The organism is Arthrobacter sp. STN4, assembly GCF_024539665.1.
Classification (GTDB): domain Bacteria; phylum Actinomycetota; class Actinomycetes; order Actinomycetales; family Micrococcaceae; genus Specibacter.
Genome location: NZ_JAKZGX010000001.1, coordinates 1 through 22,676, shown reverse-complemented (window position 1 = coordinate 22,676; position 22,676 = coordinate 1). Strand labels below are relative to the sequence as shown.

Genomic DNA, 22,676 nt, shown 5'->3' with positions numbered 1-22,676 from the left:
TATCACGGGCCCGGGCTAAGCTGGTGGTGTCCGAGGATTTTTCCCAGAAAAGAGCGCTGCCCCTTGCCGAAGCCCCACGCGGCCACCACCTGCACGACTGCCACCACCGGCACCCGCCGATCCGCCCGGCCGGGCCGAACCGGCCGAACCGCCGGAAAATGCCGGGCCACCGATTTCATCAGTGTCTCCGTGCTGGCCACCGTCCTGCTGGTGGCCACGGCGTGCGGCGGCGCCCCGGCACCCCAGGAGGCTCCGGCGTCGTCCACGACGGCGGCTTCCCCGGCATCCTCCCCGACGGCCTCCCCCAGCGCCCCGGCCGCCACGGCCGCGGCAGCACAGCCCACGCCGTCGGCGGCCGGGCCCAACGCCGAGGCGGCCGGGCCCAACGCCGAGGCGGCCGGCAACGCCCGGTCGGCATCGGCGGCCAAGGCCCTCGATGTCCTGGCCACGCTGCCCATCAAGGGCCGGGCCCCGAAGACGGGCTACAGCCGGGCCGAATTCGGCCAGGCGTGGGCGGATGTGGACAGGAACGGCTGCGACACCCGCAACGATGTCCTGGACCGCGACCTGACAGCCAAGACGTTTCGGCCGGGCATGCGGGACTGCGTGGTCCTGACCGGGATCCTGGCCGACCCCTACACGAACAAGGTCATTGACTTTGTCCGCGGCCCCAACAGCGCGGTGGTGCAGATCGACCACGTGGTGGCGCTCAGCGACGCCTGGCAGAAGGGTGCCCAGCAGCTGTCCGTGCAGGAACGCACCGCGTTCGCCAACGACCCGGCCAACCTGCTGGCCGTGGACGGGCCCACCAACCAGCAAAAGGGCGACGGCGACGCCGCCACCTGGCTGCCGCCGAACAAGGCCTACCGCTGCGACTACGTGGCGCGGCAGATTTCCGTCAAGGCCAGCTACAAGCTGTGGGTCACCCAGGCCGAGCACGACGCCATGGCGCGGGTCCTGGGCGGCTGCGCCGACGCCGGGGTGCCCGCGGTACAGCCCGCCCCCGAGGCTGCGGAGCCCGCACCGGCGCCGGCCCCCGTTGCCCCGGCGCCTGCAGCCCCCGCACCCGCACCGGCGCCGGCACCTGCAGCCCCCGCACCGGCACCGGTCGCACCTGCACCCGCCCCTGCACCCGCCAATGTCTACTACCAAAACTGCACCGCAGTCCGGGCCGCCGGGGCCGCCCCCATTTACGCCGGCCAGCCGGGCTTCCAATCGAAGTTTGACCGCGACGGAGACGGGGTCGGCTGCGAATAGCAGGCCCGCAGCGCACCCTGGCAGACCCTGCAAAACCGTGCCGTGAATGGCTAAAATTAAGCCATGGGCCCCAGCGGTGAACAGCCGGTGACTCCGGCGGCATGGATCCGCCACGACAACGAAATCCTGCCGTTGTGGTGGGACCGGCTGTGCTCCCAAATAGGACCGCAGCCGGCATCGCGCTACGCATCCGGACTGTTTGACAGCGACCGCCGCCGGCCCATCGCCCAGTGGTACAACCCGGCGCTGGGTGCGGCACTGCTGGTGGCCCTGGAAACCGGGCCGGAGTGGCCCGTCCAGCGCTTTGCCGTGTTCTATGCCCCGCCGGGCGGCGGCTTCAGCAAGATCCACATGGACAACCACGAATGGTTCACCCGCGCCCCGAACAAGGCACCCACCGAGGAGCAGGCGTTTGCCGCTGCCATCGCCTCGGCGGAACGGTTCCTGCAGGTGGAAATGGACTTCATCTAGCCGCCGGGCACGGGCCCGTCCGCCTACCAGCCAAAGGCCATCCGCGCGGCCAGGAACACCATGACCGCAGCGATCGCGCCGTCGAGCACGCGCCACGAGAGAGGCCGGGCAAACACCGGCCGCAGCAGCCGGGCACCAAAGCCCAGGGCGCTGAACCACAGCACGCTGCCCGCCGCCGCGCCAGCGCCAAACCACCACCGCAGCCCGCCCTGCTGGTTCGCCAGCGTGCCCAGCAGCAGCACGGTGTCCAGGTAGACGTGCGGGTTCAGCCAGGTCAGCGCCAGCACCGTGGCGAGGACCGCCTGGCGGCCCAGTGCGCCCTGCTGCCCCGCCGCCTCCAGCGTGCCGGGACGGTACGCGCGTCTGGCGGCGAAAACGCCGTAGGCCAGCAGGAACGCCGCCCCGGCCAGCCGGATCACCACCACCACGGCCGGCACCGCGCGCAACACCTCCCCGATGCCGAAAATCCCGCCCGCAATGAGGACGGCGTCGCTCAGCATGCAGACCAGCACCACCAGCCCCACATGTTCGCCGCGGAGGCCCTGGCGCAGCACAAAGGCGTTCTGCGCGCCGATGGCGATGATGAGGGCCAGCCCGGCGCCAAGTCCGGTGGCCGCCGGGGAGAGGAAATCCACTGGAGTCACACCCAAGAAGCTACTAGGCTGCTTCCATTCAGTACAGCTAATTATTTTTGTGATACATAAGGAAATCTAATGTTGAACTTCCAGACGGAACAGCTGCGCACGTTCCTGGCCGTGCTGGAACACGGCACCTTTGACGCGGCAGCCCGGGCCTTGCACGTGAGCGCGTCCGCTGTCTCCCAGCGGATCAAGGCCATGGAACAGGCGGCCGGGCAGGTCCTGCTCCAGCGCACCACACCCATCCATGCCACCGCCCCGGGCACCATTGTGCACAAGCTGGCCCGGCAGTTGCGCCAGCTGGAGGCCGACGCCGCGGCGGAGCTGGGCCTGGCGGATGCGGCGTAGGCGCCCATCCCCGTGGCCGTCAACGCGGATTCCCTCGCCACCTGGTTCGTGGACGCATTGGCCGCGGTGCCGGCAGGATCCGGGCTGACCTTTGAAGTGCTGCGCGAGGACGAGCAGCACTCCGCGGACCTGCTGCGCTCCGGGCAGGCCATGGCCGCAGTGACGGCCTCGCCCGAGGCCGTCCAGGGCTGTTCCGTGGTGCCGCTGGGCGCGCTGCGCTACCGGGCCGTGGCGTCGGCGGCGTTCATGCAGCGGTGGTTTCCCGGCGGATTCCGTGCCGCGCTTTTTGCCGCCGCACCCGCCCTGCAGTTTGACCGCTCCGACACCTTGCAGTCCAACTTCCTCGCGTCAGTGGCGGGCGGGCACCCCCACTGCCCGGAGCACTTCATCCCGGACACCCTGCAATTGGCTGCCGCCGTCCGCTCCGGCCTGGGCTGGGGGCTGATGCCGGAAGCCCACTGTGCCGCCGGGCTGCGCGACGGCAGCCTCGTGGAGCTGGTGCCGGGCCGCGTCACCGCCATCCCGCTGCACTGGCAGCGCTGGAAGATCCAGTCAGCGGCCCTGGACGCGCTCACGGCAGCGGTCACCACGACGGCGGCCGCCGCCCTGTCCTAGCCCTTGAAGGCGCCTTCCGCAGCACCCTGGACCACCCAGCGCTGGGAAATGTAATACACCGCCAGCACGGGAATTGCCGAGAGCACCGCACCGGCCATGATGGGCCCGTACTGCTGGACATCGCCCGTGCTCAGGTGCTGCAACGCCACGGGCGCGGTCATGACGTCCTGTCCCTTGACGAAGGTCAGGGCCAGGAACAGTTCACCCCAGGCCATCATGAAGGCCAGTGAGGCCGCCGTGGCCAGGGCCGGCGCCGAGACCGGCAGCAGCACGCTGAACAGAGTCCGCATCTTCGAGGCGCCGTCCAGCGACGCGGCTTCCTCCAGGTCCGGCGGGAACCCTCGGAAGTGGCCCAGGACCAGCCAGGTGCACAGCGGGACGGCAAACGTCAGGTAGACCAGCACCAGCCCGGACAGCGTGTCCGCCAGCCCCAGGTTGCCCACCACCACGCTCAACGGGATGAACAGGAGCACCATGGGGGTCAGGTAGCTCATGAGAATGAGCTGGCTGGCCGCGTTGCGGCCCGGAAACCTGAACCTGGCAATGGCGAAGGCCGCCAGCACGCCCAGGACCATGGCGAGCACGGTGGTGGCCAGGGCGACGATCAGGCTGTTGCCGATGTTGACCAGGAAATCGTTCTCGAACAAGACCTTCGTGTAGTTGTCCAGGCTGGACCGTTCCGGCCGCCACGACGGCGTCCGGTAGATCGCCGACCGCGGCTTGAGCGAGGCGATGACCATGTAATAGACGGGCGGGACCACCACCACGGCCAGGAATGCCATGCCCAGGATGGTGCCGGGGCGGCCGCGCTTTTCCATTAGATCTCCTTCTTGCGGCGGCTGAGCAGCATGATGAACAGTGCCATGACGGGCAGGATGACCACGGCGTAGGCGGCGGCCTGCCCCAGCTGCCGGCTTTGCAGGCTCAGGTAGGACAGGACCGGGAACGTCATGGTGGTGGTGGATGGGCCGCCCTGGGTCATCAGCCAGATGTTCTCAAAGCCGTTGGCGGTCCAAATGGCGGAGATCACGGCCACCACGGCCACCGTTGAGCGGATCTGGGGCACGGTGATGTTGGTGAACTGCTGCCAGGCACTGGCACCGTCCATCCGGGCGGCCTCATACAGTTCCTTGGGGATGGTCTGCAGGGCGGCCAGGATCGAGATGGCCCAGAACGGGAATCCGCGCCAGACGGTGGCCAGGACCACGGAGACGCGCGCCCAGTCCGGGTCGCTGAGGAAGGGAATGGGGCTGGTGAAGGTGTCCAGCGCCACGTTGATGGCACCGTAGGGCGATTCAAACATCAGCCGGAGCCCCATGAAGGCCACAAACCCGGGCATCGCCCAGGGCAGCATGACCAGCAGGCGCCACAAGTTTCGTCCGGGCATGGGACGGTTGAGGATGACGGCGACCACTGTGCCGAGGACCAGCTTCAGCAGCAGCGAGACACCCACAATGAGCACCAGGTTTGCTGCGGCGGACAGGAAGCCCGAATCTTGCGCGAGCCGGGTGTAGTTGTCCAGCCCAATGAAGCGGCCCGGCGTGCCCACCATCCTGTCGGTAAAGCTGTACCAGATGGAGGCAAGGGTGGGGTAGCCGATGAGGATGATTATCACGGCCACGGCGGGCAGGACCAGGAGCAGTCCCAGCCGCGCCTCCTTCCGGAGCGCCGCGGGGCGTTTGCCCGTGCCGCGGCCTGCGCCCCGGCCGGCGTCCTTGTCCCGGCGCCGCCGCGCGGCGCCGGCGGGCACTGCCGGGCGGGTCCGCCCGGCAGTGCCCGCAGAGAGCTCCGACTTAGCTGGCATGCTGGTCATAGATCTTCTGGCACGAGGCCTGGGCCTGGGCCATGGCCGTGTTGATGTCCACCTTGTCCACGAGCACGCGCTGGACCATCCGCGGGGTGGAGAACGCGTTCTGGTAGTCGGAGTAGGCGGCGTTGGCGGTGTCGGGGTAGGCCGGGGCGGTGCCCTTGTCAGCCTGCTGCAGGAGCCCGGCGTGGACGGGGCTGTCCGTGAAGACCGGGTACTTCAGCTGCGAATTCAGTACGGGGCCGTACGTGGCGTTCTCCATGAAGCCGGCCATGTAGGTGTCGTCCGCCAGGGCCTTGAAGAGGTCCTGGGCCAGGATTTTGCCGGCTGCCGAGGTGCTCGCGGGGACCACACGGTAGCGCGGATCCACCGGGGCCACCTGGCCGGCAGGCCCGGCGGGGAGGGCCGAGTAGGCACTGGCCTTGGCCAGGTCCGGATCGTCCTTCTTCATGGACTGGTAGACGCTGCCGGTGTTGACGATGAACAGGGACTGGCCGGAGGTGTAGGAGTTGTTGTCTCCCGCCCCATCCCAGGTGACGGCCGACGGCGGGAACTGTCCGGCGTCGAACGCACCCTTGATCCACTTCAGGAAGGATGCGGTCTGCGGGCTGTCGATGGTGCACTTCCTGCCGGCGTCGTCGGCCACGCGGCCGCCGAAGGACTGCATCATGGACGTGGTCAGGTTGCCGTCCAGGACGTTGGAGAGGGCAAAGCCCATGCCATAGGTCTTCGGCGGGTTTTGGGTTGCCTTGGACTGGGCGAGCAGTTCGTCCCAGGTCCTGGGCGGGGCGTTGAAGCCCTTTTCCTTCAGCAGGTCGGCGCGGCTGAAGAGCACGTTGCCGAAGAAGCCGAACGGGACGCCGTAGACCTTTCCGCCGAAGCTCTTGGCCTTGGTGGCCGCATCGATGGACTTCAGCCAGCCCTGGTGCGCCTGGCCGACGGCGGCGTAGGCGTCCGGCACGGGGGTGAGCTGGCCGCCCGTGGCCATCGTGGACATCAGGTCGTAGGGAACGGTCATGGCGCTGGGCAGTGACTTGGCCTCGATGGCGCCGGAGGCCTGCTGGACCACCTCGTTCTGGTTGACCTTGACAACCTCGGTCTTGATGCCCAGATTGTCGCCCCACGCCTTGATGCGGGCCGCCTCCAGGTCATTGCTGGATTCCGGGAAGGTCAGGCCGATCCAGTACGTGAAGGGGCCCTTGAAGTCCTTGGCGGCCTGGGCCACCGCGGCCGACGGTGTGCCCAGGCCCTCAGCGGCAACGTCGTCCTTGGTGTTGGCCGGGGCGGAACAGCCGGCTGCAAGCAGGGCAAGGGCGGCGAGGCTGCCCAGCGCCTGCATCTTCTTAAAATGACGCATCACAAGTGTCCTTTGTTGTTGGTCGGTCATGGGGTAGGTTGCTCGGTGAATTGGATGTGTACCTTCAGCGGCGGATGCGCCCCTGCCTCGGGGCCAAACACGTCCAGGATGTCGGTGAATGGCACGTTTTGTTCCACGAGCCAGGAGATGTCCAGCCCGGTGTCCTTGAGAAATTCCAGGGCGGGGGCCAGCCCGCCGGCAAAGCGGAGCGTGGAGGTGACCCACGATTCCGCCTGGGAAATGTATTTGTGCGGGATCCCCGACCCGGCGGGCAGGTTGCCCACCAGCACCACGTGGCCCACGCCCGGCGTCACTGCCCGGAGGGCCAGTTCGACGCCGGCCGGGTGGCCGGAGGCGTCAAAGACCACGTCGTAGCGGCTGCCGGCGGCAACGGCCGCCTCCAGTTCCCCGGCGGTGAACGCGGCGTCCGCACCATGCTCGACGGCGAGGTGCGCGCGGCGGGCGCTGACATCCATGACGGCGATGGATGCGCTGCCCAGGCCCCGGGCGGCAACGGCGGTCAGCTGACCGATCGCCCCGCCCCCGACGATGAGCACGTTCCTGCCGGCAACAGGAGTCTTGCGGACGGCGTGCAGCGCCACGGCCAGGGGTTCCAGGAGCGCGCCCGTGGGCAGGTCCGTGCCGTCCGGAAGCGGCAGCACGTGGGTGGCCGGGAGGACCAGGTATTCCTGCAGGGCGCCGTCGCGGTGCGGCTCCACCGCCGCGGACCCCAGGTAGCGGGTGTGCGGGCACAGGTTGTCGAATCCCGCCAGGCACTGCCCGCAGCTGCCGCAGGACAGGCTCGGAACCAGCGCCACCGGGGCGCCGGGCGTGACGGTGGTGACCCCGTCGCCCAGTTCCGCCACAATGCCGCTGGCCTCGTGGCCCATGACGAAGGGGGCGGTGACGGCATAGGCGGCTGATCCGCGGTAGTAGGCGGCGTCCGAGCCGCAGATCCCCACCGTGTGGATTTTGACCAGGACTTCGCCCGCGCCGGGCGCGGGCCGGGGGCGGCGGTGGAGCTGAAGGTCGCCTGGACCGGCAAGCACTGCTGCGGTGTGGGTCCGGACAAAAGGGGCTAGTGGCATGAATCACAAGCTATGTCATACCTATCATCCTGTCAACCTATCTGATAGCTGGTGGCCAAGCCGTTATGATGGGGTATCGGACCAACTCCCTCCATCCAGTCGCGCCGCCACTAAGGGAGTGAACAGCAAGGGGACCGCGTGCCAACACCTCTGACCCGCACGAAACTCAGCCAGCAAATGTTCGACGCCATCATTGACCACATCGTTGACAATGACCTGCAGCCCGGCAGCAGCCTGCCGTCCACGGCTGCCTTGTGCGAGCAGTTTGCCGCCAGCCGTCCGGTGGTCCGCGAAGCCCTCAGCGCCTTGGAGGCAGTGGGGCTGGTTGAGGTCCACAACGGCCGCAACGCGGTGGTGAAGGAGCTCGACGGGCACTTGATCGAACTGTTCCTCTCCCGCGTGCTGCGCAACAACAGGCGCCCCTTGACCGACATGATGGAGGTGCGGATCCCCCTGGAGATCCAGGCGGCACGGCTGGCTGCCGAGCGCGCGTCGGCTGCGGACTTTGACGGCCTGGAGAGCCTGCTGGAGGAAATGGACCATGCCCTGGGCGACTCGGAGGGGTACCCGACGCTGGACATTGCCTTCCACATGGCCATTGCCCGCGCCACGGGCAATGGCGCCCTTGTCTGGTTCAGCGAGTCGCTGCGGCATGAGCTGACCACGGTCATGGTGGAGGTCCGCCGGTACCGCGAGGTCAACCAGCTGGTGGGCGACGAGCAGCGCGAGCACCGCGCCATTGCCGCCGCCATCCGGGACGGCGACCCCGAGGCCGCCGCCCGGGCCATGGCGGAGCACATGAAATCAGCTGAAAACTATGTCCGCATGATCCAGGAGACCATGTTTGGGCACGATGCCACGCCCCGCATCCGGCGCCACCCGGCCTGAGGCGGGCCGCGGCACTAGAATCCACCCATGGACCATTCCCCCACCGCACGCCGCAACCAGCTTGTCCTGGTGGCCGGCCAGCTCCTGTCCGGCGTGGGCGTCGCCTCCGGCATTTCCGTGGGCGGCATCCTGGCTGCACAACTGGCAGGCACGACGGCGGCCTCCGGCTTTGTGCAGACAGCCTCCACCCTGGGTGCCGGGCTGGTTGCCGTGCCACTGGCCAACCTCGCCGTCCGGGCAGGCCGGCGCTGGGCGCTGAGCGCCGGATTTGCCCTCGGCGCAGCGGGTGCCGTGATGGTGCTGCTCGCCGCGCACCTTGGGCAGTTCTGGCTGATGGCGGCCGGCATGCTGTTTTTTGGCGCCGCCAGCGCGTCCGGCCTTCAGGCCCGCTATGCCGCCGTGGACGGTGCACCACCGCAGACAGCAGGGCGTGCCATGGCCATCGTCATCTGGGCCACCACCGTCGGTTCGGTGGCCGGGCCCAACCTGTCCGAGCCCGGGCGGCTGCTGGGCCTGCGGCTTGGCATGGTGCCGCTGTCCGGGCCGTTCCTCTTTTCCGTCGTTGCCTTCACCACTGCAGCCCTGGTCATTGCCACTTTTTTCCTCGGCGCGCCCCGGCCCGGCGGCTCCTCCCGCCCTGCCCGGGCAGGGGAACCCCGGGCGGCGCGGGCCAGGCCTGTCGCCGCCAACAAGCGCCACGGGGCGTGGGCAGCGCTGCGGACCGCCAGCCGGAATCCGCGCGCCCTGGCGGCACTCGTCTCGGTGACCGGCGGGCACATGATCATGGTCGGCGTGATGGTCATGACGCCGGTGGCCATGGACGCGCACGGGCAATCGCTGGAGATCATCGGGGTGGTGATCAGCCTGCACATTGTGGGCATGTACGCGGCAAGCCCGGTGTTTGGCTGGCTGGTGGACAAGGCGGGGGCGCTGCGCGTGGTGCTGGCCGGCTGCGGCATCTTCGCGCTCGCGATCACACTCGGCGCACTGATGTCCGACGCCGGCAACCCGGTGTTCATGTCGATCGCACTGGCCATGCTGGGGCTGGGCTGGTCGGCCTGCCTGATCGGCGGCTCCTCGCTGCTCACCGCGTCTGCGCCGGAGGACATCCGGGTGCCGCTGCAGGGCGCCAATGACATGCTGATGAACTTCGGTGCGGCCGGGATGGCCGCCGTGGCCGGGCCCGTGTTGACCGCAGGCGGCTTCCTCTGGGTCAACCTGGCCGCCCTGGTCGTGCTGGTGCCCATGGTTGCGCTGGCCATTCGCGCCGGGCGCACGACGCCGGAACCCGCCACCGAGGAAATGGTCCCCGCCGCCTGAGCCTGGGGCCGGGAGTTGGGGCTGCCGACAATCGCGTTTGACGTACCTGGGTGCCATTTCCCGGCGTTAGCCCTATTCCCCCAGGATGTGGCGCAGGGCCGGCTCCAGGGACTCGTGCCGGAATGTATAGCCGCTGCCCACCGCCTTCGCGGCGGACACCCGCTGGTCGGCGAGCGCCAGTTCACGGGCACCCTGGCGTCCCAGCAACAGCCGGGGCCCCGCTGCCGGCACCTTGACCGCGGCCGGACGGCGGAGCACCCGGCCCAGCGTGTGGGCATACTGTTCGGCAGTCACGGGGTGCGGGGCCACCGCATTCACCGGCCCCTCCAGGGACGCGGAAAGCACGGCGTGCGCAAAGATTCCGGCCACGTCGTCGATGCCAATCCAGCTCTGCCACTCCTCCTTCCCCAGCGGCCCGCCCACGCCGGCCAGGTACAGCGGCAGCAGCCGCTGCAGCACCCCGCCGGCAGCGGACTGCACCACGCCCGTGCGCACATTGACCACCCTCAGGCCGGCCTCGGCGGCCGGACGGCTGGCCGCCTCCCAATCGCGGCACACCTGTGCCAAAAAGTCGGAGCCCGCGGGATCCGACTCCACCAGCGCGCGCGTGGACCCCGGGCCCGTGTTGCCGGCCGGGTGGTGGGGTGCCGCGCCGTAATAGCCGACGGCGGAGCCGCTGACAAAGGTGCGTGTTACGCCGTCGGACGCCAGCCGGGCCAGCGTGCCGGCCAGCAACGACGTCCCCTGGATGCGGCTGCGGTAGATCGCGTCCTTGGTCCTGGCCGTGAACCGCCCGCCGATGGGATGGCCGGCGAGGTTGACCACGGCGTCGCACGCGGCAAGCTGTGCGGCCTCGAGGGTGCCCGCGGCCGGGTCCCAAAAGGTCTCAGCACCGCCCCGCGGCGCGTGTCGGACCAACTTCAGCACCGTGTGACCGCCGCCGCCGAGCAGCGCGCACAGCTGCGTGCCGATGAGCCCGGAGGCGCCTGCAACGGCAATTGTCAGGGGGCGTCCGGCATGGTCCCGGTGGAAAGCCAGGTCATCGGACAGCTGGCGGGCGCGGAAGTCGAACATCCGGCCCAGTTCCGCCTCAAACCGCCGCTGTGCCCACGCGCCGGTGGCCACGGGCGGCAGCCGGTAGGTCACGGTGTCCGTCATGACGGTGCTGCCAGCCACCGGGCCGTCGGCAAAGTCGTGGCGATGCGTCCAGCTGGTCAACGGCCCGCTGGTCATGATGTCGGTGAATGACTCCCCCGGCTCGAGCTCCGTGTGCAGTGCCTCCCAGCGCAGCTGCGGCCGGACCGCGTTGAGGCTGCGCAGCGCCTCCGGCAGGATCCCCTGCACGGTGCCCGACGCCGACCCCAGCCACAGGCCCAGCCCGCCCGGGGCGCCGACGCCCAGGGCCGCCGTCGACCCCGCCTCAATTCCGTGGCTGGGCCCGGCCAGGACGCTGCCCAGGAACGACGGCGTGAGTCTCACCAGGGCGCCGGGCCGGGCAAACCACCGGAAAACGTCGGCGCGGGGGAACGGAAGTGCGGTGGTGCGGCGGAATGTCTGCATGTCTCTCCCGTTGCCTTTGGTTTCTCCTGCCTGCCCCACGCTACCCCGCCTCAAATCCGTGCAGGCGGCCGGTGGCGGGGCCAAAAGTGGCGTCGACGGCGGACACGCGGCCGGGTGCCCGGTCCGATTCCAGCCACTCGAGCAGTTGGCGGACGGCGGTTTCCGGCCCTTCAACCACCACGTCGACGGTGCCGTCGGCACGGTTGACGGCGCTGCCGGCCAGCTGCAGCCCGCGCGCCTTGCGGGCCGTGAGGTAGCGGAAGCCGACGCCCTGCACCGTGCCGTGGACCACGGCTGCCAGCCGCACGGCTTCGGTGTGCTCCCCCGAATGTGCCATGGCCGCCCCTTTCCTGCTGGCCATATGGTCCCACAGATAGGGGCCGGCAGGGGAGGGCCGGCGGCCATTTTTGTCCGAGCCCCTTGCTAGATTCAAGGGACTGTTCAAAGTAACCGCTGGAAGGCGCCGCCATGTTCCTCCTCCGCACCCCTGCCTTGCCTCCGGGCGACGCCGCCCCCTTGATCTTTTCCGCCTCGGACCTGGTGGTGGCCAGCGAATGCGAATACCGGACGCTGCGGATTCTGGACGAGAAGCTGGGCAGGACGGGGAAGCCGGGATTCCCGCAGGATGCCATGCTGCGCCGCGCCGCCGAACTCGGCGACGCCTTTGAACACAAGATCCTGCGGGAGCTCACCGCCCGGTACGGCACGTGGCATCCGGCCAGCGGTGCCGGCGTGAAGGTAGTGGAGCGGGGGGCGCTGACCTGGGCGGGCCTGGAGGCGAAGCGGAAGGAAACGCTGGCCGCGTTGCGGGGAGGGGCCGACGTCGTTTTTCAGGCCACTTTCTTTGACGGCTCGCTGGTGGGATTTGCGGACTTTCTGGTGAAGCAGGGGGACGGGTCGTACGCGGTGTGGGACACCAAGCTGGCCCGGCACGCGCGCGTCAGCGCCCTGCTGCAGCTGGCAGCCTACGGCGACCAGCTGGAAAAGTACGGCATTCCCGTCGACCCGGTGGCCACGCTGGTGCTCGGCGACCGCAGCCGCAGCGACCACCCCATGCCGGACCTGCTGCCGGTGTTCCGCGAGCGCCGCGGCAACTTCCTGGCGCTCACGGCCGGCCACCGGGCGCAGCCGAATCCCGTGGCCTGGCTCCAGGACGGCATCGCGTACTGCGGCCGCTGCGACTACTGCGCCGAGCAGGTCGAAAAGCACCGGGACCTGCTGCTGGTCAACGGCATGAGCGGCCCGCAGCGCCGCAAGCTGATGGCGCAGGGCATCACCGGCATTGACGCCCTGGCCGCCATGCCCCGGGCCGCTGCCACCGGCCCGCTGGCCCGGCTGCGCGACCAGGCCCGCATGCAGCTGGGGCTGGACGTGGCCGACGGCACGGCCTTTGCAGGCACGGACGGCCACCCGGTCAGCTACAAGGTGCTCAGGGACAGCATCAGCCGGCTGCCCGCGCCCAGCGCCGGGGACATCTTCTTTGACTTTGAGGGCGATCCCCTCTGGCAGGACGCGGCCACGGAAAAGTGGGGCATCGAGTACCTCTTTGGCTCCATCGAGGCGCCGGTGCCGGGCGCCGCCCCCGGCACCCCGGAGGTGTTCAGGCCGTTTTGGGCGCACACGCGCGGGCAGGAACGCCAGGCCCTGATTGACTTCATCGCCTATGTGGAGGCACGCCGGGCGGCCCATCCGGACATGCACGTCTACCACTACGCGCCCTATGAAAAGGCGGCCCTGCGCCGGCTGTCGGTGGAGCACGGGGTGGGCGAGGACGCCATCGACGACTGGCTCCGCACTGGCCTGCTCGTTGACCTGCTGGACACGGTCCGCCAGTCAGTGCGGATCTCCGAACCGTCGTATTCCATCAAGAAGCTGGAGCCGTTTTACATGCCTGCCGGGCGCGTGGGCGAGGTGACGAATGCCGGCGCCTCGGTGGTTGCCTACGCCGAGTACTGTGCCGCGCGCGACGCCGGACGGGCCGGGGACACGGCCCGGGCGGCCGAGGCGCGGGAGACCCTGGCCTCGATCGGCGCCTACAACGAGTACGACTGCCTATCCACGCTGCGGCTGCGGGACTGGCTGCTGGCGATCGGCGCGGCCGTCCAGGTGGCCGCCTGGACGGAGGGCAGTGGCAAGCGCGACGTCCCGGAAGCGAAGGAAAGCAGCTACGAGCCGTCGCCCGGAGAGGTCCGGCTGCGCGTATTCCTGGACAAACTGGCCGCCGGGCGGACCGCAGGCCAGGAACCCACGGACGATGAAACCGCCATCGCCATGGTCGCCGCCGCGGCCAGCTACCACCGCCGCGAGGACAAGCAGTTTTGGTGGGGCCACTTTGACCGGCTTGAAAAACCGGTGGATTCCTGGGCCGAGGAACGCAACATCCTCATCGTCCAGGACGCCTGGGTGCTCGAGGACTGGGCCAAGGCAACACCGCGGGCCCGGACGGAGACCCGCACGGTGAAGCTGCGCGGAACAGCGACGGAAGGCTCCGACTTCCGTCCCGGCACGCAATGGTTTGGCATGTTCAACGCCCCACTGCCGGGCGGCATGGCAGACGGGGAGGCGGACGCGTCCAGGCGCGGCGGCCTCTTCAACGTCACGGTGGTCGAGGACGTCTCCGCCCCGGGCACCCCGGAACTCACCACCTTGATTGTGACGGAGAAGTCCACCCTGAAGGTGCCTGCCTACAACCAGCTGCCCATGGCGCTGACCCCCAACCAGCCGGTGGCCACCAAAAGCATCAGGGAAGCGCTGGCCGCACTGGCGGCCACGGTGGGCGGCACGCTGCCGGACCTGCCACGGCACCCGGGACTGGAGATCCTGCGCAAGGCCCGCCCCAGGCTGGCCGGCGGCGGGGACCTGCCGTCCGCCGCCGTCCCGCGGGACGGACACGGCCTGGAACAGCCGGATTACGTTGCCGCCATCACGGAGTCCGTGCTGGCGCTGGACCATTCCTACCTGGCGGTTCAGGGCCCTCCCGGCACCGGCAAAACGCATGTGGGTTCCCACGTCATCGCCAACCTGGTGGCGCGGGGCTGGAAGGTGGGCGTGGTGGGCCAGTCCCACGCGGTGGTGGAAAACATGCTGCGGGCGGCCGTGGAAAAAGCCGGCGTGGACCCGGACCGCGTCGGCAAAAAGCTGGCGGCACCGCACGGGGTGCCATGGACGGTGACTGATGAGAAGCAGTTCGGCCGGCTGCTGGGTGAGGCGGGCGGCGCCCTGATCGGCGGCACGGCGTGGACCATGACGGGGGCCAACGTGCCGGCAGGGTCGCTGGACTTGCTCGTGATTGACGAGGCCGGGCAGTATTCGCTGGCCAACACACTGGCCGTGGCGCAGGCCGCACAACGGCTGCTGCTGCTGGGCGATCCGCAGCAGCTGCCGCAGGTCACCCAGGGCTCGCACCCGGTCCCCGTGGACGACTCCGCGCTGGGCTGGCTGTCCCGGGACCATGCCACGCTGCCGCCGGAACTGGGCTACTTCCTGGCCGACTCCTGGCGCATGCACCCCCGGCTTTGCGATGCCGTGTCGCAGCTGAGCTACGAAGGGAAGCTGAAGTCCGCACCGGCCGCCGCCGAACGCCACCTGGCCGGCAAGCCGGCTGGTGTGGAAACCGTGCTGGTGGTCCCGGCACCCGGCAGCAGCCGGGACAACAGGCAGTCCTCCCCCGAGGAGGCCGCGGAGGTGGTGGCCCAGGCGAAGGGACACCTCGGGCTGGTGTGGACGCCCGGCGCCGACGGCGTGCCGCGCCGCCTGGTCCAGGCGGACATCCTGGTGGTGGCCGCCTACAACGCGCAGGTCCACCTGGTGCGCGGCGTGCTGGACGCTGCCGGGCTGGCGGAGGTGCGGGTGGGCACCGTGGACAAGTTCCAGGGCCAGGAAGCACCCGTGGTGTTGGTGACCATGGCGTGCGCCGACCCGGCCGGCGCACCGCGGGGCATGGAGTTCCTGCTGGACCGCAACCGCATCAACGTGGCCGTCTCCCGCGGCCAGTGGCGGGCCGTCATCATCCGGTCCCCGCAGCTGACCCGCTTCATGCCGTCCAGGCCCGCCGCCATGGCGGAGCTGGGCGCGTTCATCGGGCTGTGCAACCGGGGATAGCAGTGCCGGGCCCGGCCGCTGGACCGGGCAGCCGTCCGGCACGATAAAATGAAAGACCGTGCCCCGACACCGCAAAGGCCCCCATGCGCCCCACTGACAACGCCGTTGCGCAGTGGCATGCCCAAAAACAGCTGCGCCACAGTCCGTCCTGGCGCCTCATGCAGGCCGCCCCCTGGTCGGTGGCCTTCCTGCGGGCCGAGTTCACGCCGGCCAGGCAGCGCGTCCCGCTGGAGGAGTTCCACGCCGACCTGGCCGCGTTCATGAAGGAGCTGCGGGAGGAAAACCTGAGCCTGAACGAGTCCTGGCAGGCTTCCAACTACGCCGACTCGTGGGTGCGCAGCCAGTTCCTGGCCCGCCCCATGGTGGATGGCCGCTTCGTCTACGAGCCCACCGCGGCCAGCACCCGGGTCCTGGCGTTTTTGGACTCGGTCACGGTGGAGCGCACCAACCTCAACAGCTCCCGGCTGAGCACCCTGCTCACCAGCATTGAATCATTGTCCTTCCAGACCGATCCCAACCCGGACCGCCGCATTGCCGTGCTCGAGGCCGAAATCGTCGAGCGGCAGGCGGAGATTGAGGCGCTGCGGAACGGCCGGAACCCGGCGGTGCTCTCCGACAACTCCGCCCTGGCGGCCACCCGCAGCGTCCTTGACCTGGCCTCCAGCCTGCCGGCCGACTTCAAGCGCATGCGCGACGGCGTGGAGGCCATGCTGCACACCATCCGCCAGGAAATCATGGAGTCCTCCGTGACAAAGGGCGTGGCGGTGGGGCAGGTCCTGGAGGGCGACAAGGCTCTGCGCAACACGGCCGAGGGCGAGACCTTCCAGGGCTTCACCGAATTCCTCAACGACCCCGCCCGGCAGGCCCGCTTCCGGCAGGCCGTCAACGAGGTGCTTGAACGCGGCTTCACCGACCAGCTCAGCAGCGGGGAACGCGGCACACTGGCCACCCTGGTCCGTGAAATGCGCCGCCAGGCCGCGGACGTCCACGCCATCTACGGCCGCCTGTCCGAAAGCCTCCACAGCTACGTGATGAGCGACGAGTTCCGGGAGTCCATCCTGCTGCGCAAGGCCATCCACGCCGCCGAACAGGCCGTTGCCCGCGCCCCGCTCGGCCCGCGCACGCCGGTGGTGGCGCCGCTGCTGTACGCCCCCAACTTTGAAACCTTGGCGGGCCTGGGCATCTTCGACCCCGAAGACCACGTCCCCCCGCCGCCGTTGGCCGCACCCCCCGCCCTCAGCGGTGCCGACATCCACCGGACCCCCGCCACGCCGTCGGCGGACATGCCCGCCGTCCACGCCGCCGTCGCCCTGGCCCGCAGCACCCGCAACGGCACGGCCACCCTCGCCGACGCGTACGCCGAGCTGCCGGCCGGGCTGCGCCACCTGAACACCATCCGCGGCCTCATCCTCGCGGCCCGGGCCACCGACCAGGCCGTGGACACCGCCCGCACGCAGACCCTCCGCTTCACCCAGATCGACGGCACGGAGCGCACCGCCCGCCTGCCGCTCGTGACATTCACAAAGGACACCGCCCCATGACCGCCAGTTCCACGGCTTCCCAGGAGACGTACGACGCCGGCACCCGGCCCGCCGCGCCCGGCACCAGTGACGCCTACCGTTCCGAGAGGTCCCTGTTCCCCGGTGACACGGGCTCCTTCCCCCTGGAGCTCCGTCAGGCGCTGGTCCGGCTGCTGCGCGGGCCCTACATCGACGGCACCGCTGATGCCACGCTGTGGACCACGGTCCTGACCCACCGGGCGTCCCTGCAGCAATACCTGAGCGAAATCTTCCTGGTGTTGACGGTGGATCCGGAACGCAAGATCGCCCTGCTCACCCCGGCCGGGATCGACGCCGTCCACACGCAGCCCATTGTGGCCCGCAAGCCGCTCCGGCGCGAGGAAACCGTGCTGGCGCTGCGTCTGCGCATGCTCCTGGACCGCCAGGCCGGCACGGGAACGGACACCACCGTCACGCGCGGCGGCGCCCGGGACATCCTGGCCGAACACCGCCAGCCGGGCGCTGTGGACGACAAACGCCTGGATGAGCTGACGGACTCGTCCCTGGCCCGGCTCCTGGCCCTGAAGCTGCTCCTGCCCACCGAGCTTCCCGGCGAATACCGGGTCAGCAACGCCCTGGCCCTGGCCCTGCCCTTTGACTCCATCGACCAGATCCCCGCCTACCTGGCGGCCCTGGACCAGGGCGCCTGCGCGGACACGGACGCACTTGATTCCCTTGCGGAGGAGGACGCCGAATGAGCATCGCCACCACCTTGCCCATTGGCACGGAAATCAACCCCGGCCAGTACCGGCTCAGCCAAATCCAGATCATCAACTGGGGCACGTTCCACGGCCGCCACACCATGTACGTGGACCGGGCCGGGACCCTGCTCACGGGCCACCCGGGCGTGGGCAAGTCCACCCTCTTTGACGGCATCCAGCACATTTTCTACGCCGCCCCGCGGCTGAACGAGTCCGCCCACGAGGCCTCCAACCGCAAGGACCGCCGCACCACCTTCAGCTACATGCGCGGGCGCAGGATCAAGACCCCGGACGGCACCGTGTACCAGCGCCCCAGCGCCACCTGGTCCGCCACCGCGCTTGTCTTTGAGGACGGGCTGGGCCGCCATGTCACCATCGCCGCGCTCTTCGACCTGCCCGCCAACGGGCTGGAGGGCCAGGTGGGCAAGCACTACCTGATCCACGACAAAGCCCTCGACACCGAAGCCCTGGAAAAGCACGGCAGCCGGCGCTTCTCGCCGTCCTCCCTGCACGCGGCCCTGCCCGGCTGTGAAGCCTTTGACGTGCACAAGACGTTCGCCGAGCGCTTCCGCCGCAAGCTGGGGATCGACAATGACAAGGCCTTCAGCCTGCTGCGCACCCTGCAGAACGGCAAGGGCCTGGACAAGGGCGTCAACCGCTTCTTCCGGTACGAGGTGCTGGACCAGCCGGCCACCCTGGCTGCCGCACGCGCCGCCGTCGACGACTTCAGCCACCTGCGCGGCATCTACCGCCAGCTCGAGGACGCCAGGGGGCAGCGCGACGCCCTGGCCCCGGTGCCCGAACTGCACCGCAAGCTGCGGGAATTCAAGGAAAACCATTCCCGCACAGTTGAACTAAAAAAAATCCAGCTGCCGTTGTTGCGCCGCCGCTTCGAGGCCGAACTGCTCTCGGCCAAGGCCGGGGCGCTGGCGGAACAACGCACGCAGACGCTGGCGGAGATCGAGGCCGCGGCCGCCGCCAAGGATGTCCTCACCGAGTCCGTGGCGTCCCTTGATGAGCAGCACGCCAACCATGGCGGGCGCGCCATCGAGGGCCTGGAGAAGGATATCCGCACAGCCCGGCGCGAGCTGGAAGGGCGCCGACGCGTGGAGTCGTCCGTCCGCGACGACCTGGCGGCCGCCGGCCTGGACGCCGACTGGACGCCCGAGGGCCTGGCGGCGGCACGCCGCAGCGCGGGCGCCGGCGTCGAGCTTCAACAGGCTGAAACGGAGACCGCCCGCACCCGCGAGTATGAGGCGGTGGCGGAGAGCATCAACGCCAAGGACAGCGAGAAGAAGCTTCGCGCGGAGATTGCCTCCTACCAGCGGCGCGGCAGCAACATCGACGGGCGCAACGCCGCCGCCCGGCGCGCCATCTGCGCCGCGACCGGCCTGGATGCGGAGGCGCTGCCGTTTGCCGGCGAATTGGTGGACATCGCCGCCGGCCACACGGAATGGCGGCCGGCCGCGGAAAAGGTCCTCCGCACCCTGGCCACCACGTTGCTGGTGCGTGCTGCGGACATCAAGGCGGTCACGCGGGCCGTCAACGGGCTGGACGGCGTTGGCAGGGTGCGGTGGATCAACATCGGGGCAGCGGTGCGCCCGGCCGAGCCCGGCGAGGGCCATCTGGCCACCAAGCTGGACTTCCACGACTCCGACGCCGGGGACTGGCTGCGTGCCAAGGTGGCCCGCGACTTCGCGTTCCACTGCGTGGAGAGCGACGCGGAGCTGCACGGCCACGAACGCGCCCTGTCCCTGGCCGGGACGCTGAAGGCCAACGCCGCAACCTTTGAACGTGACACCCGCACGGTCCACCCGGCCGACTACCTGCTTGGCTTCACCAACGTGGACAAGATTGCGCAGCTGGAGGCGCGGGCCGACGAACTGGCCGCCGCCAGCGAAAGCGCGGCGGCCCTGGCCGACCAGCGCAGCAGGGCCAAGGACCAGCTCACGGGCCGGCTGGAGGCGTTGCGCAGGATGGCCAAGGACGTGCGCCCCTTCGAACAGCTCGATTCCGGTCCCCTGGCGGCGCAGCTTGCCCAGCTGGAGCAGGCGCTCCAGGCGACCATTGACAGCAGCGCCACCCTGGCGGGCATCAGGGAAGCGCTGGGCGGGGCACGGGCGGACCTGGAGGCCGCCGTCGGGCGCGTGGCCGTGCTCAACAACAGCCTCGCCGGGGTGGAAGGGGAGCTCACCTCCGTTCAGGAGGCGGCGGCCTCGACCGCCGCGAAGGCGGACCAGGAACCGCCTGTGGACTGGGCACAGGAAGCGTTTGCACCCTACACTGCCGGCGGCCGGCCGGGCACCCTCGAAGAACTCGAGCAGTTGTTCAGCCGGGCAGCCGTGGACCTGGGCGAACGTGCCGCCATGGCCAAGGAACGCATCTTCCGCACCGAGGCCGCACTGGGCGACATCTTCAAGGCCTTCGCCCGCGAGTTCGGGCCGGGCATGGGTGCCAGCTACGGCACCGGCGCGGATGCCGCCGAACACTATGGGGAACTCTACGAGCGGATCATCTCCGAGGGGCTGCCGCAGCGCCAGGAGGAGTTCCGCGAATACTTCAACAACCGCTCCTACGAACGCTTTTCCGACCTGCTGCAATTGCTGGAGGAGGAACGGCGCGCCATTGGCGAGCGGATCCAGCCACTGAACCAGATCCTGGCCGAGGTGCCGTTTGAGAAGGGCAGCCGGCTGCGCCTGGAAGTGGCCACCACCATCCCCGAGGAGGCCCGCACCTTCCGGACCGACCTGAAGGAGGCCCTGGGCAACGCGTACGCCAAGGCCACGGAGGAAAAGATGGCGGCCAGCTACCAGCAGTTGGAGCGGCTGGTGGATGCCCTCAGCGACTCCTCCATGCAGTCGTGGGCGGACACGGTGCTCGATGTCCGCCAGCACGTCACCATCAGCTGCAACGAGCACCGGCCCAACGGGGAAGTGGAGCTGGGACTGGAGCCTGGCACGCTGTCCGGCGGCGAGGGGCAGCGCTTCACCTCCTTCGTCATGGGTGCCGCACTGGCGTACCAGCTGGGCATCGATGCCCAGGGCTACAGCAGCTACGGCACAGTCATGATCGACGAGGCGTTCATCCAGGCCAACTCCGAATACGCCGGAGCCGGCATCAACGCCCTGCAGGAGTTCGGCTTCCAGCTGCTCCTGGCCGCGCCGGAGGACAAGGTGGACCTCTCCCGGCACCTCGGCTCGGTCACGGACATCATCAAGCACCCGCAGGCCAACATCTCCGGCTTTGTTTCCTCGGGGCGCTCCCCCGCCACGGCGACGGACATCATCCTGGGCTAGCAATGTGACGCGTTTTCACGGGCGGCTGCTGTTTTACCGGCAGCTTGCGGTAGTGTCGGTGTCTACAAACTTCAGCTCATGCCGGGCACGTCCATGCCTGTCCACCGACGTACAGGCACGGTACCGGCGCTGCGAGGCTGTGCCGTGCCCCACCACCCCGCACGGCAGCCGCCGCCGTCCAGGCAAACCTTCGCCGGACGCTCTCGCGCCTCCCACCTTGGAAGCGACGCAGGAAAAACTACATGTCAATTGAAACCACCGAAACCACATCCACGCGCAGCCGGATCGACCTGACGGAGCAGGAGATCTTCGAGGCCCACCGCGGCGGCAAGCTCTCCGTCACAAGCAAGGTTCCGCTGGACAGCCTGCGGGACCTGTCCATCGCCTACACGCCGGGCGTGGCGCAGGTCAGCCGCGCCATCGCCGCCGATCCCGCCCTGGCGGACAGCCACACCTGGGCCAGCCGTCTCGTGGCCGTGGTTAGTGACGGCACCGCCGTCCTGGGACTCGGAGACATCGGCCCCAGCGCGTCCCTGCCCGTCATGGAAGGCAAGTCGGCACTGTTCAAGACCTTTGGCGGGCTGGACTCCATTCCCCTGGTGCTCGCCACGACGGACGTGGACGAAATCATTGAAACCCTGGTGCGGCTGCGCCCGAGCTTTGGGGCGGTCAACCTTGAGGACATTTCGGCGCCGCGCTGCTTCGAACTGGAGGAACGCCTGATCGAGGCACTGGACTGCCCCGTCATGCACGACGACCAGCACGGCACGGCCGTCGTCGTCCTGGCCGCGCTCACGAATGCCGCGAAGGTGGTCGGCAAGGATCTTGGCGCCATGCGCGCCGTGATTTCCGGTGCCGGTGCGGCCGGCATCGCCGTGGCACAGATCCTCATCGACGCCGGCCTCGGCGACGTGGTGCTCCTGGACTCCCGCGGAATCATCCACGCGGACCGCAGCGACCTCAATGCAATCAAGGCCAAGTATGCAGCCAAGACCAACCGGGAAGGACTCCGTGGCGGCATCGCTGAGGCGCTCGACGGCGCGGACGTCGTGGTCGGTGTGTCTTCCTCGACCATCCCCGAGGAGGCCCTGGCGGGGATGAAGGGGGGTGCGATTGTTTTTGCGTTGTCGAACCCGGATCCGGAGGTCATGCCGGAGGTGGCGCGGCGGCATGCGGCGGTGGTGGCGACGGGGCGTAGTGATTTTCCGAACCAGATCAACAATGTGCTGGCGTTTCCGGGGATCTTCCGTGGGGCGCTGGATGCCGGGGCGCGCCGGATCACCCCGGCGATGAAGCTGGCGGCCGCGGCGGCGATTGCGGGCCTGGCGGCCGATGCCGCCTCGGCGGGGTACATTGTCCCGAGTCCGCTGGATCCGCGCGTGGGCCCGGCGGTCGCGGCAGCGGTGGCCGCCGCCGTCTAGCGGCGGTGTGGCCGGCCCCCGCCCCCCGGCCCCCGGACCCTGGCCGGGGGCCGGGGGCCGGGTGTCGGGGGCGGGGTTTGTCGTGTGGTTGTGGTGGTTAAGTGTGGGGAGGCCCCAACACGGGTGTGTTGGGGCCTCTACCCTTGGTGTTGTCCGGCGGTGTCCTACTCTCCCACATCCTCACGAATGCAGTACCATCGGCGCTGTGGGTCTTAGCTTCCGGGTTCGGAATGGGACCGGGCGTTTCCC

At 69.4% G+C, this 22,676-nt stretch carries 19 protein-coding genes and 1 rRNA gene; 11 read left to right on the top strand and 9 right to left on the bottom strand.

Translation table 11 applies throughout. The features are described from left to right. Positions 1-2: 2 nt before the first annotated feature. The gene (locus MMF96_RS00095; protein ID WP_256882155.1) at positions 3-179 is read right to left on the bottom strand and encodes a hypothetical protein; all 177 of its coding nucleotides are present in this window, start codon (positions 177-179) and stop codon (positions 3-5) included. Positions 180-189: 10 nt separating this feature from the next. Between MMF96_RS00095 and MMF96_RS00090 the strand changes: the two genes are divergently transcribed. Both MMF96_RS00090 and MMF96_RS00085 read left to right on the top strand, forming a co-directional pair. Continuing rightward, positions 190-1,257 carry a DUF1524 domain-containing protein gene (locus tag MMF96_RS00090; RefSeq protein ID WP_309145209.1) on the top strand — a complete coding sequence of 356 codons (1,068 nt, stop codon included), beginning with the start codon at positions 190-192 and terminating at the stop codon, positions 1,255-1,257. A 63-nt stretch (positions 1,258-1,320) separates the two neighbouring features. After that, positions 1,321-1,728: a hypothetical protein gene (locus tag MMF96_RS00085; protein WP_176616255.1), complete on the top strand. Its 408-nt coding sequence runs from the start codon at positions 1,321-1,323 to the stop codon at positions 1,726-1,728. Between the two features lie 23 nt (positions 1,729-1,751). Here the strand turns inward: MMF96_RS00085 and MMF96_RS00080 are convergent, their stop codons facing one another. Further along, entirely contained in the window at positions 1,752-2,372 is a 621-nt protein-coding gene (locus MMF96_RS00080) for a LysE/ArgO family amino acid transporter (RefSeq protein ID WP_176616254.1), read from the bottom strand. Between the two features lie 69 nt (positions 2,373-2,441). Between MMF96_RS00080 and MMF96_RS19500 the strand changes: the two genes are divergently transcribed. Both MMF96_RS19500 and MMF96_RS00075 read left to right on the top strand, forming a co-directional pair. Next, positions 2,442-2,714, top strand: a complete 273-nt coding sequence (locus MMF96_RS19500; protein WP_306295609.1) for a LysR family transcriptional regulator — start codon at positions 2,442-2,444, stop codon at positions 2,712-2,714. Positions 2,715-2,726: 12 nt separating this feature from the next. After that, a complete protein-coding gene (locus MMF96_RS00075) occupies positions 2,727-3,329 on the top strand; it encodes an ArgP/LysG family DNA-binding transcriptional regulator (protein WP_309145208.1) in 603 nt (200 codons plus the stop codon). Here MMF96_RS00075 and MMF96_RS00070 read toward each other — a convergent pair. Genes MMF96_RS00070 through MMF96_RS00055 form a run of 4 tightly spaced genes read right to left on the bottom strand, consistent with a single transcriptional unit; the run spans position 3,326 to position 7,581 of the window. Then, positions 3,326-4,147, bottom strand: coding sequence for a carbohydrate ABC transporter permease (locus MMF96_RS00070; RefSeq protein WP_256882154.1), 822 nt, complete (start codon positions 4,145-4,147; stop codon positions 3,326-3,328). The genes MMF96_RS00075 and MMF96_RS00070 overlap by 4 nt on opposite strands. Beyond that, positions 4,147-5,133, bottom strand: a complete 987-nt coding sequence (locus MMF96_RS00065; protein WP_256882153.1) for a carbohydrate ABC transporter permease — start codon at positions 5,131-5,133, stop codon at positions 4,147-4,149. The genes MMF96_RS00070 and MMF96_RS00065 overlap by 1 nt, the downstream gene beginning before the upstream one ends. Then, positions 5,123-6,493: an ABC transporter substrate-binding protein gene (locus MMF96_RS00060; protein ID WP_256882152.1), complete on the bottom strand. Its 1,371-nt coding sequence runs from the start codon at positions 6,491-6,493 to the stop codon at positions 5,123-5,125. The genes MMF96_RS00065 and MMF96_RS00060 overlap by 11 nt, the downstream gene beginning before the upstream one ends. Positions 6,494-6,519: 26 nt before the next feature. After that, positions 6,520-7,581 carry a zinc-binding dehydrogenase gene (locus tag MMF96_RS00055; protein WP_256882151.1) on the bottom strand — a complete coding sequence of 354 codons (1,062 nt, stop codon included), beginning with the start codon at positions 7,579-7,581 and terminating at the stop codon, positions 6,520-6,522. A 138-nt stretch (positions 7,582-7,719) separates the two neighbouring features. Here MMF96_RS00055 and MMF96_RS00050 point away from each other — a divergent pair, with 138 nt between their 5' ends. Together MMF96_RS00050 and MMF96_RS00045 are read left to right on the top strand one after the other, a co-directional pair. Then, complete coding sequence (locus MMF96_RS00050) at positions 7,720-8,469, top strand: FadR/GntR family transcriptional regulator (protein WP_256882150.1); 750 nt, start codon at positions 7,720-7,722, stop codon at positions 8,467-8,469. A gap of 27 nt (positions 8,470-8,496) precedes the next feature. Further along, entirely contained in the window at positions 8,497-9,789 is a 1,293-nt protein-coding gene (locus tag MMF96_RS00045) for an MFS transporter (RefSeq protein ID WP_256882149.1), read from the top strand. Between the two features lie 72 nt (positions 9,790-9,861). On the opposite strand, the gene MMF96_RS00040 is transcribed toward MMF96_RS00045, so the two are convergent. Together MMF96_RS00040 and MMF96_RS00035 are read right to left on the bottom strand one after the other, a co-directional pair. Further along, complete coding sequence (locus tag MMF96_RS00040) at positions 9,862-11,349, bottom strand: TIGR01777 family oxidoreductase (protein WP_256882148.1); 1,488 nt, start codon at positions 11,347-11,349, stop codon at positions 9,862-9,864. Positions 11,350-11,389: 40 nt separating this feature from the next. Continuing rightward, positions 11,390-11,686: an acylphosphatase gene (locus MMF96_RS00035; RefSeq protein ID WP_256882147.1), complete on the bottom strand. Its 297-nt coding sequence runs from the start codon at positions 11,684-11,686 to the stop codon at positions 11,390-11,392. A gap of 131 nt (positions 11,687-11,817) precedes the next feature. Here MMF96_RS00035 and MMF96_RS00030 point away from each other — a divergent pair, with 131 nt between their 5' ends. The 5 genes from MMF96_RS00030 (at position 11,818) to MMF96_RS00010 (ending at position 22,427) form a co-directional block, all read left to right on the top strand. Then, complete coding sequence (locus tag MMF96_RS00030; protein WP_256882146.1) at positions 11,818-15,450, top strand: TM0106 family RecB-like putative nuclease; 3,633 nt, start codon at positions 11,818-11,820, stop codon at positions 15,448-15,450. A gap of 83 nt (positions 15,451-15,533) precedes the next feature. Beyond that, positions 15,534-16,991: a DUF3375 domain-containing protein gene (locus tag MMF96_RS00025; protein ID WP_256882145.1), complete on the top strand. Its 1,458-nt coding sequence runs from the start codon at positions 15,534-15,536 to the stop codon at positions 16,989-16,991. After that, positions 16,988-17,707 carry a DUF4194 domain-containing protein gene (locus MMF96_RS00020; protein WP_256882144.1) on the top strand — a complete coding sequence of 240 codons (720 nt, stop codon included), beginning with the start codon at positions 16,988-16,990 and terminating at the stop codon, positions 17,705-17,707. The genes MMF96_RS00025 and MMF96_RS00020 overlap by 4 nt, the downstream gene beginning before the upstream one ends. Further along, positions 17,704-21,006, top strand: a complete 3,303-nt coding sequence (locus tag MMF96_RS00015) for an ATP-binding protein (protein WP_256882143.1) — start codon at positions 17,704-17,706, stop codon at positions 21,004-21,006. Before MMF96_RS00020 ends, MMF96_RS00015 begins: the two co-directional genes overlap by 4 nt. A 242-nt stretch (positions 21,007-21,248) precedes the next feature. Beyond that, a complete protein-coding gene (locus MMF96_RS00010; protein ID WP_256882142.1) occupies positions 21,249-22,427 on the top strand; it encodes an NADP-dependent malic enzyme in 1,179 nt (392 codons plus the stop codon). 151 nt (positions 22,428-22,578) lie between these two features. On the opposite strand, the gene rrf is transcribed toward MMF96_RS00010, so the two are convergent. After that, positions 22,579-22,676, bottom strand: a 5S ribosomal RNA gene (gene rrf, locus MMF96_RS00005); the annotation flags it as partial.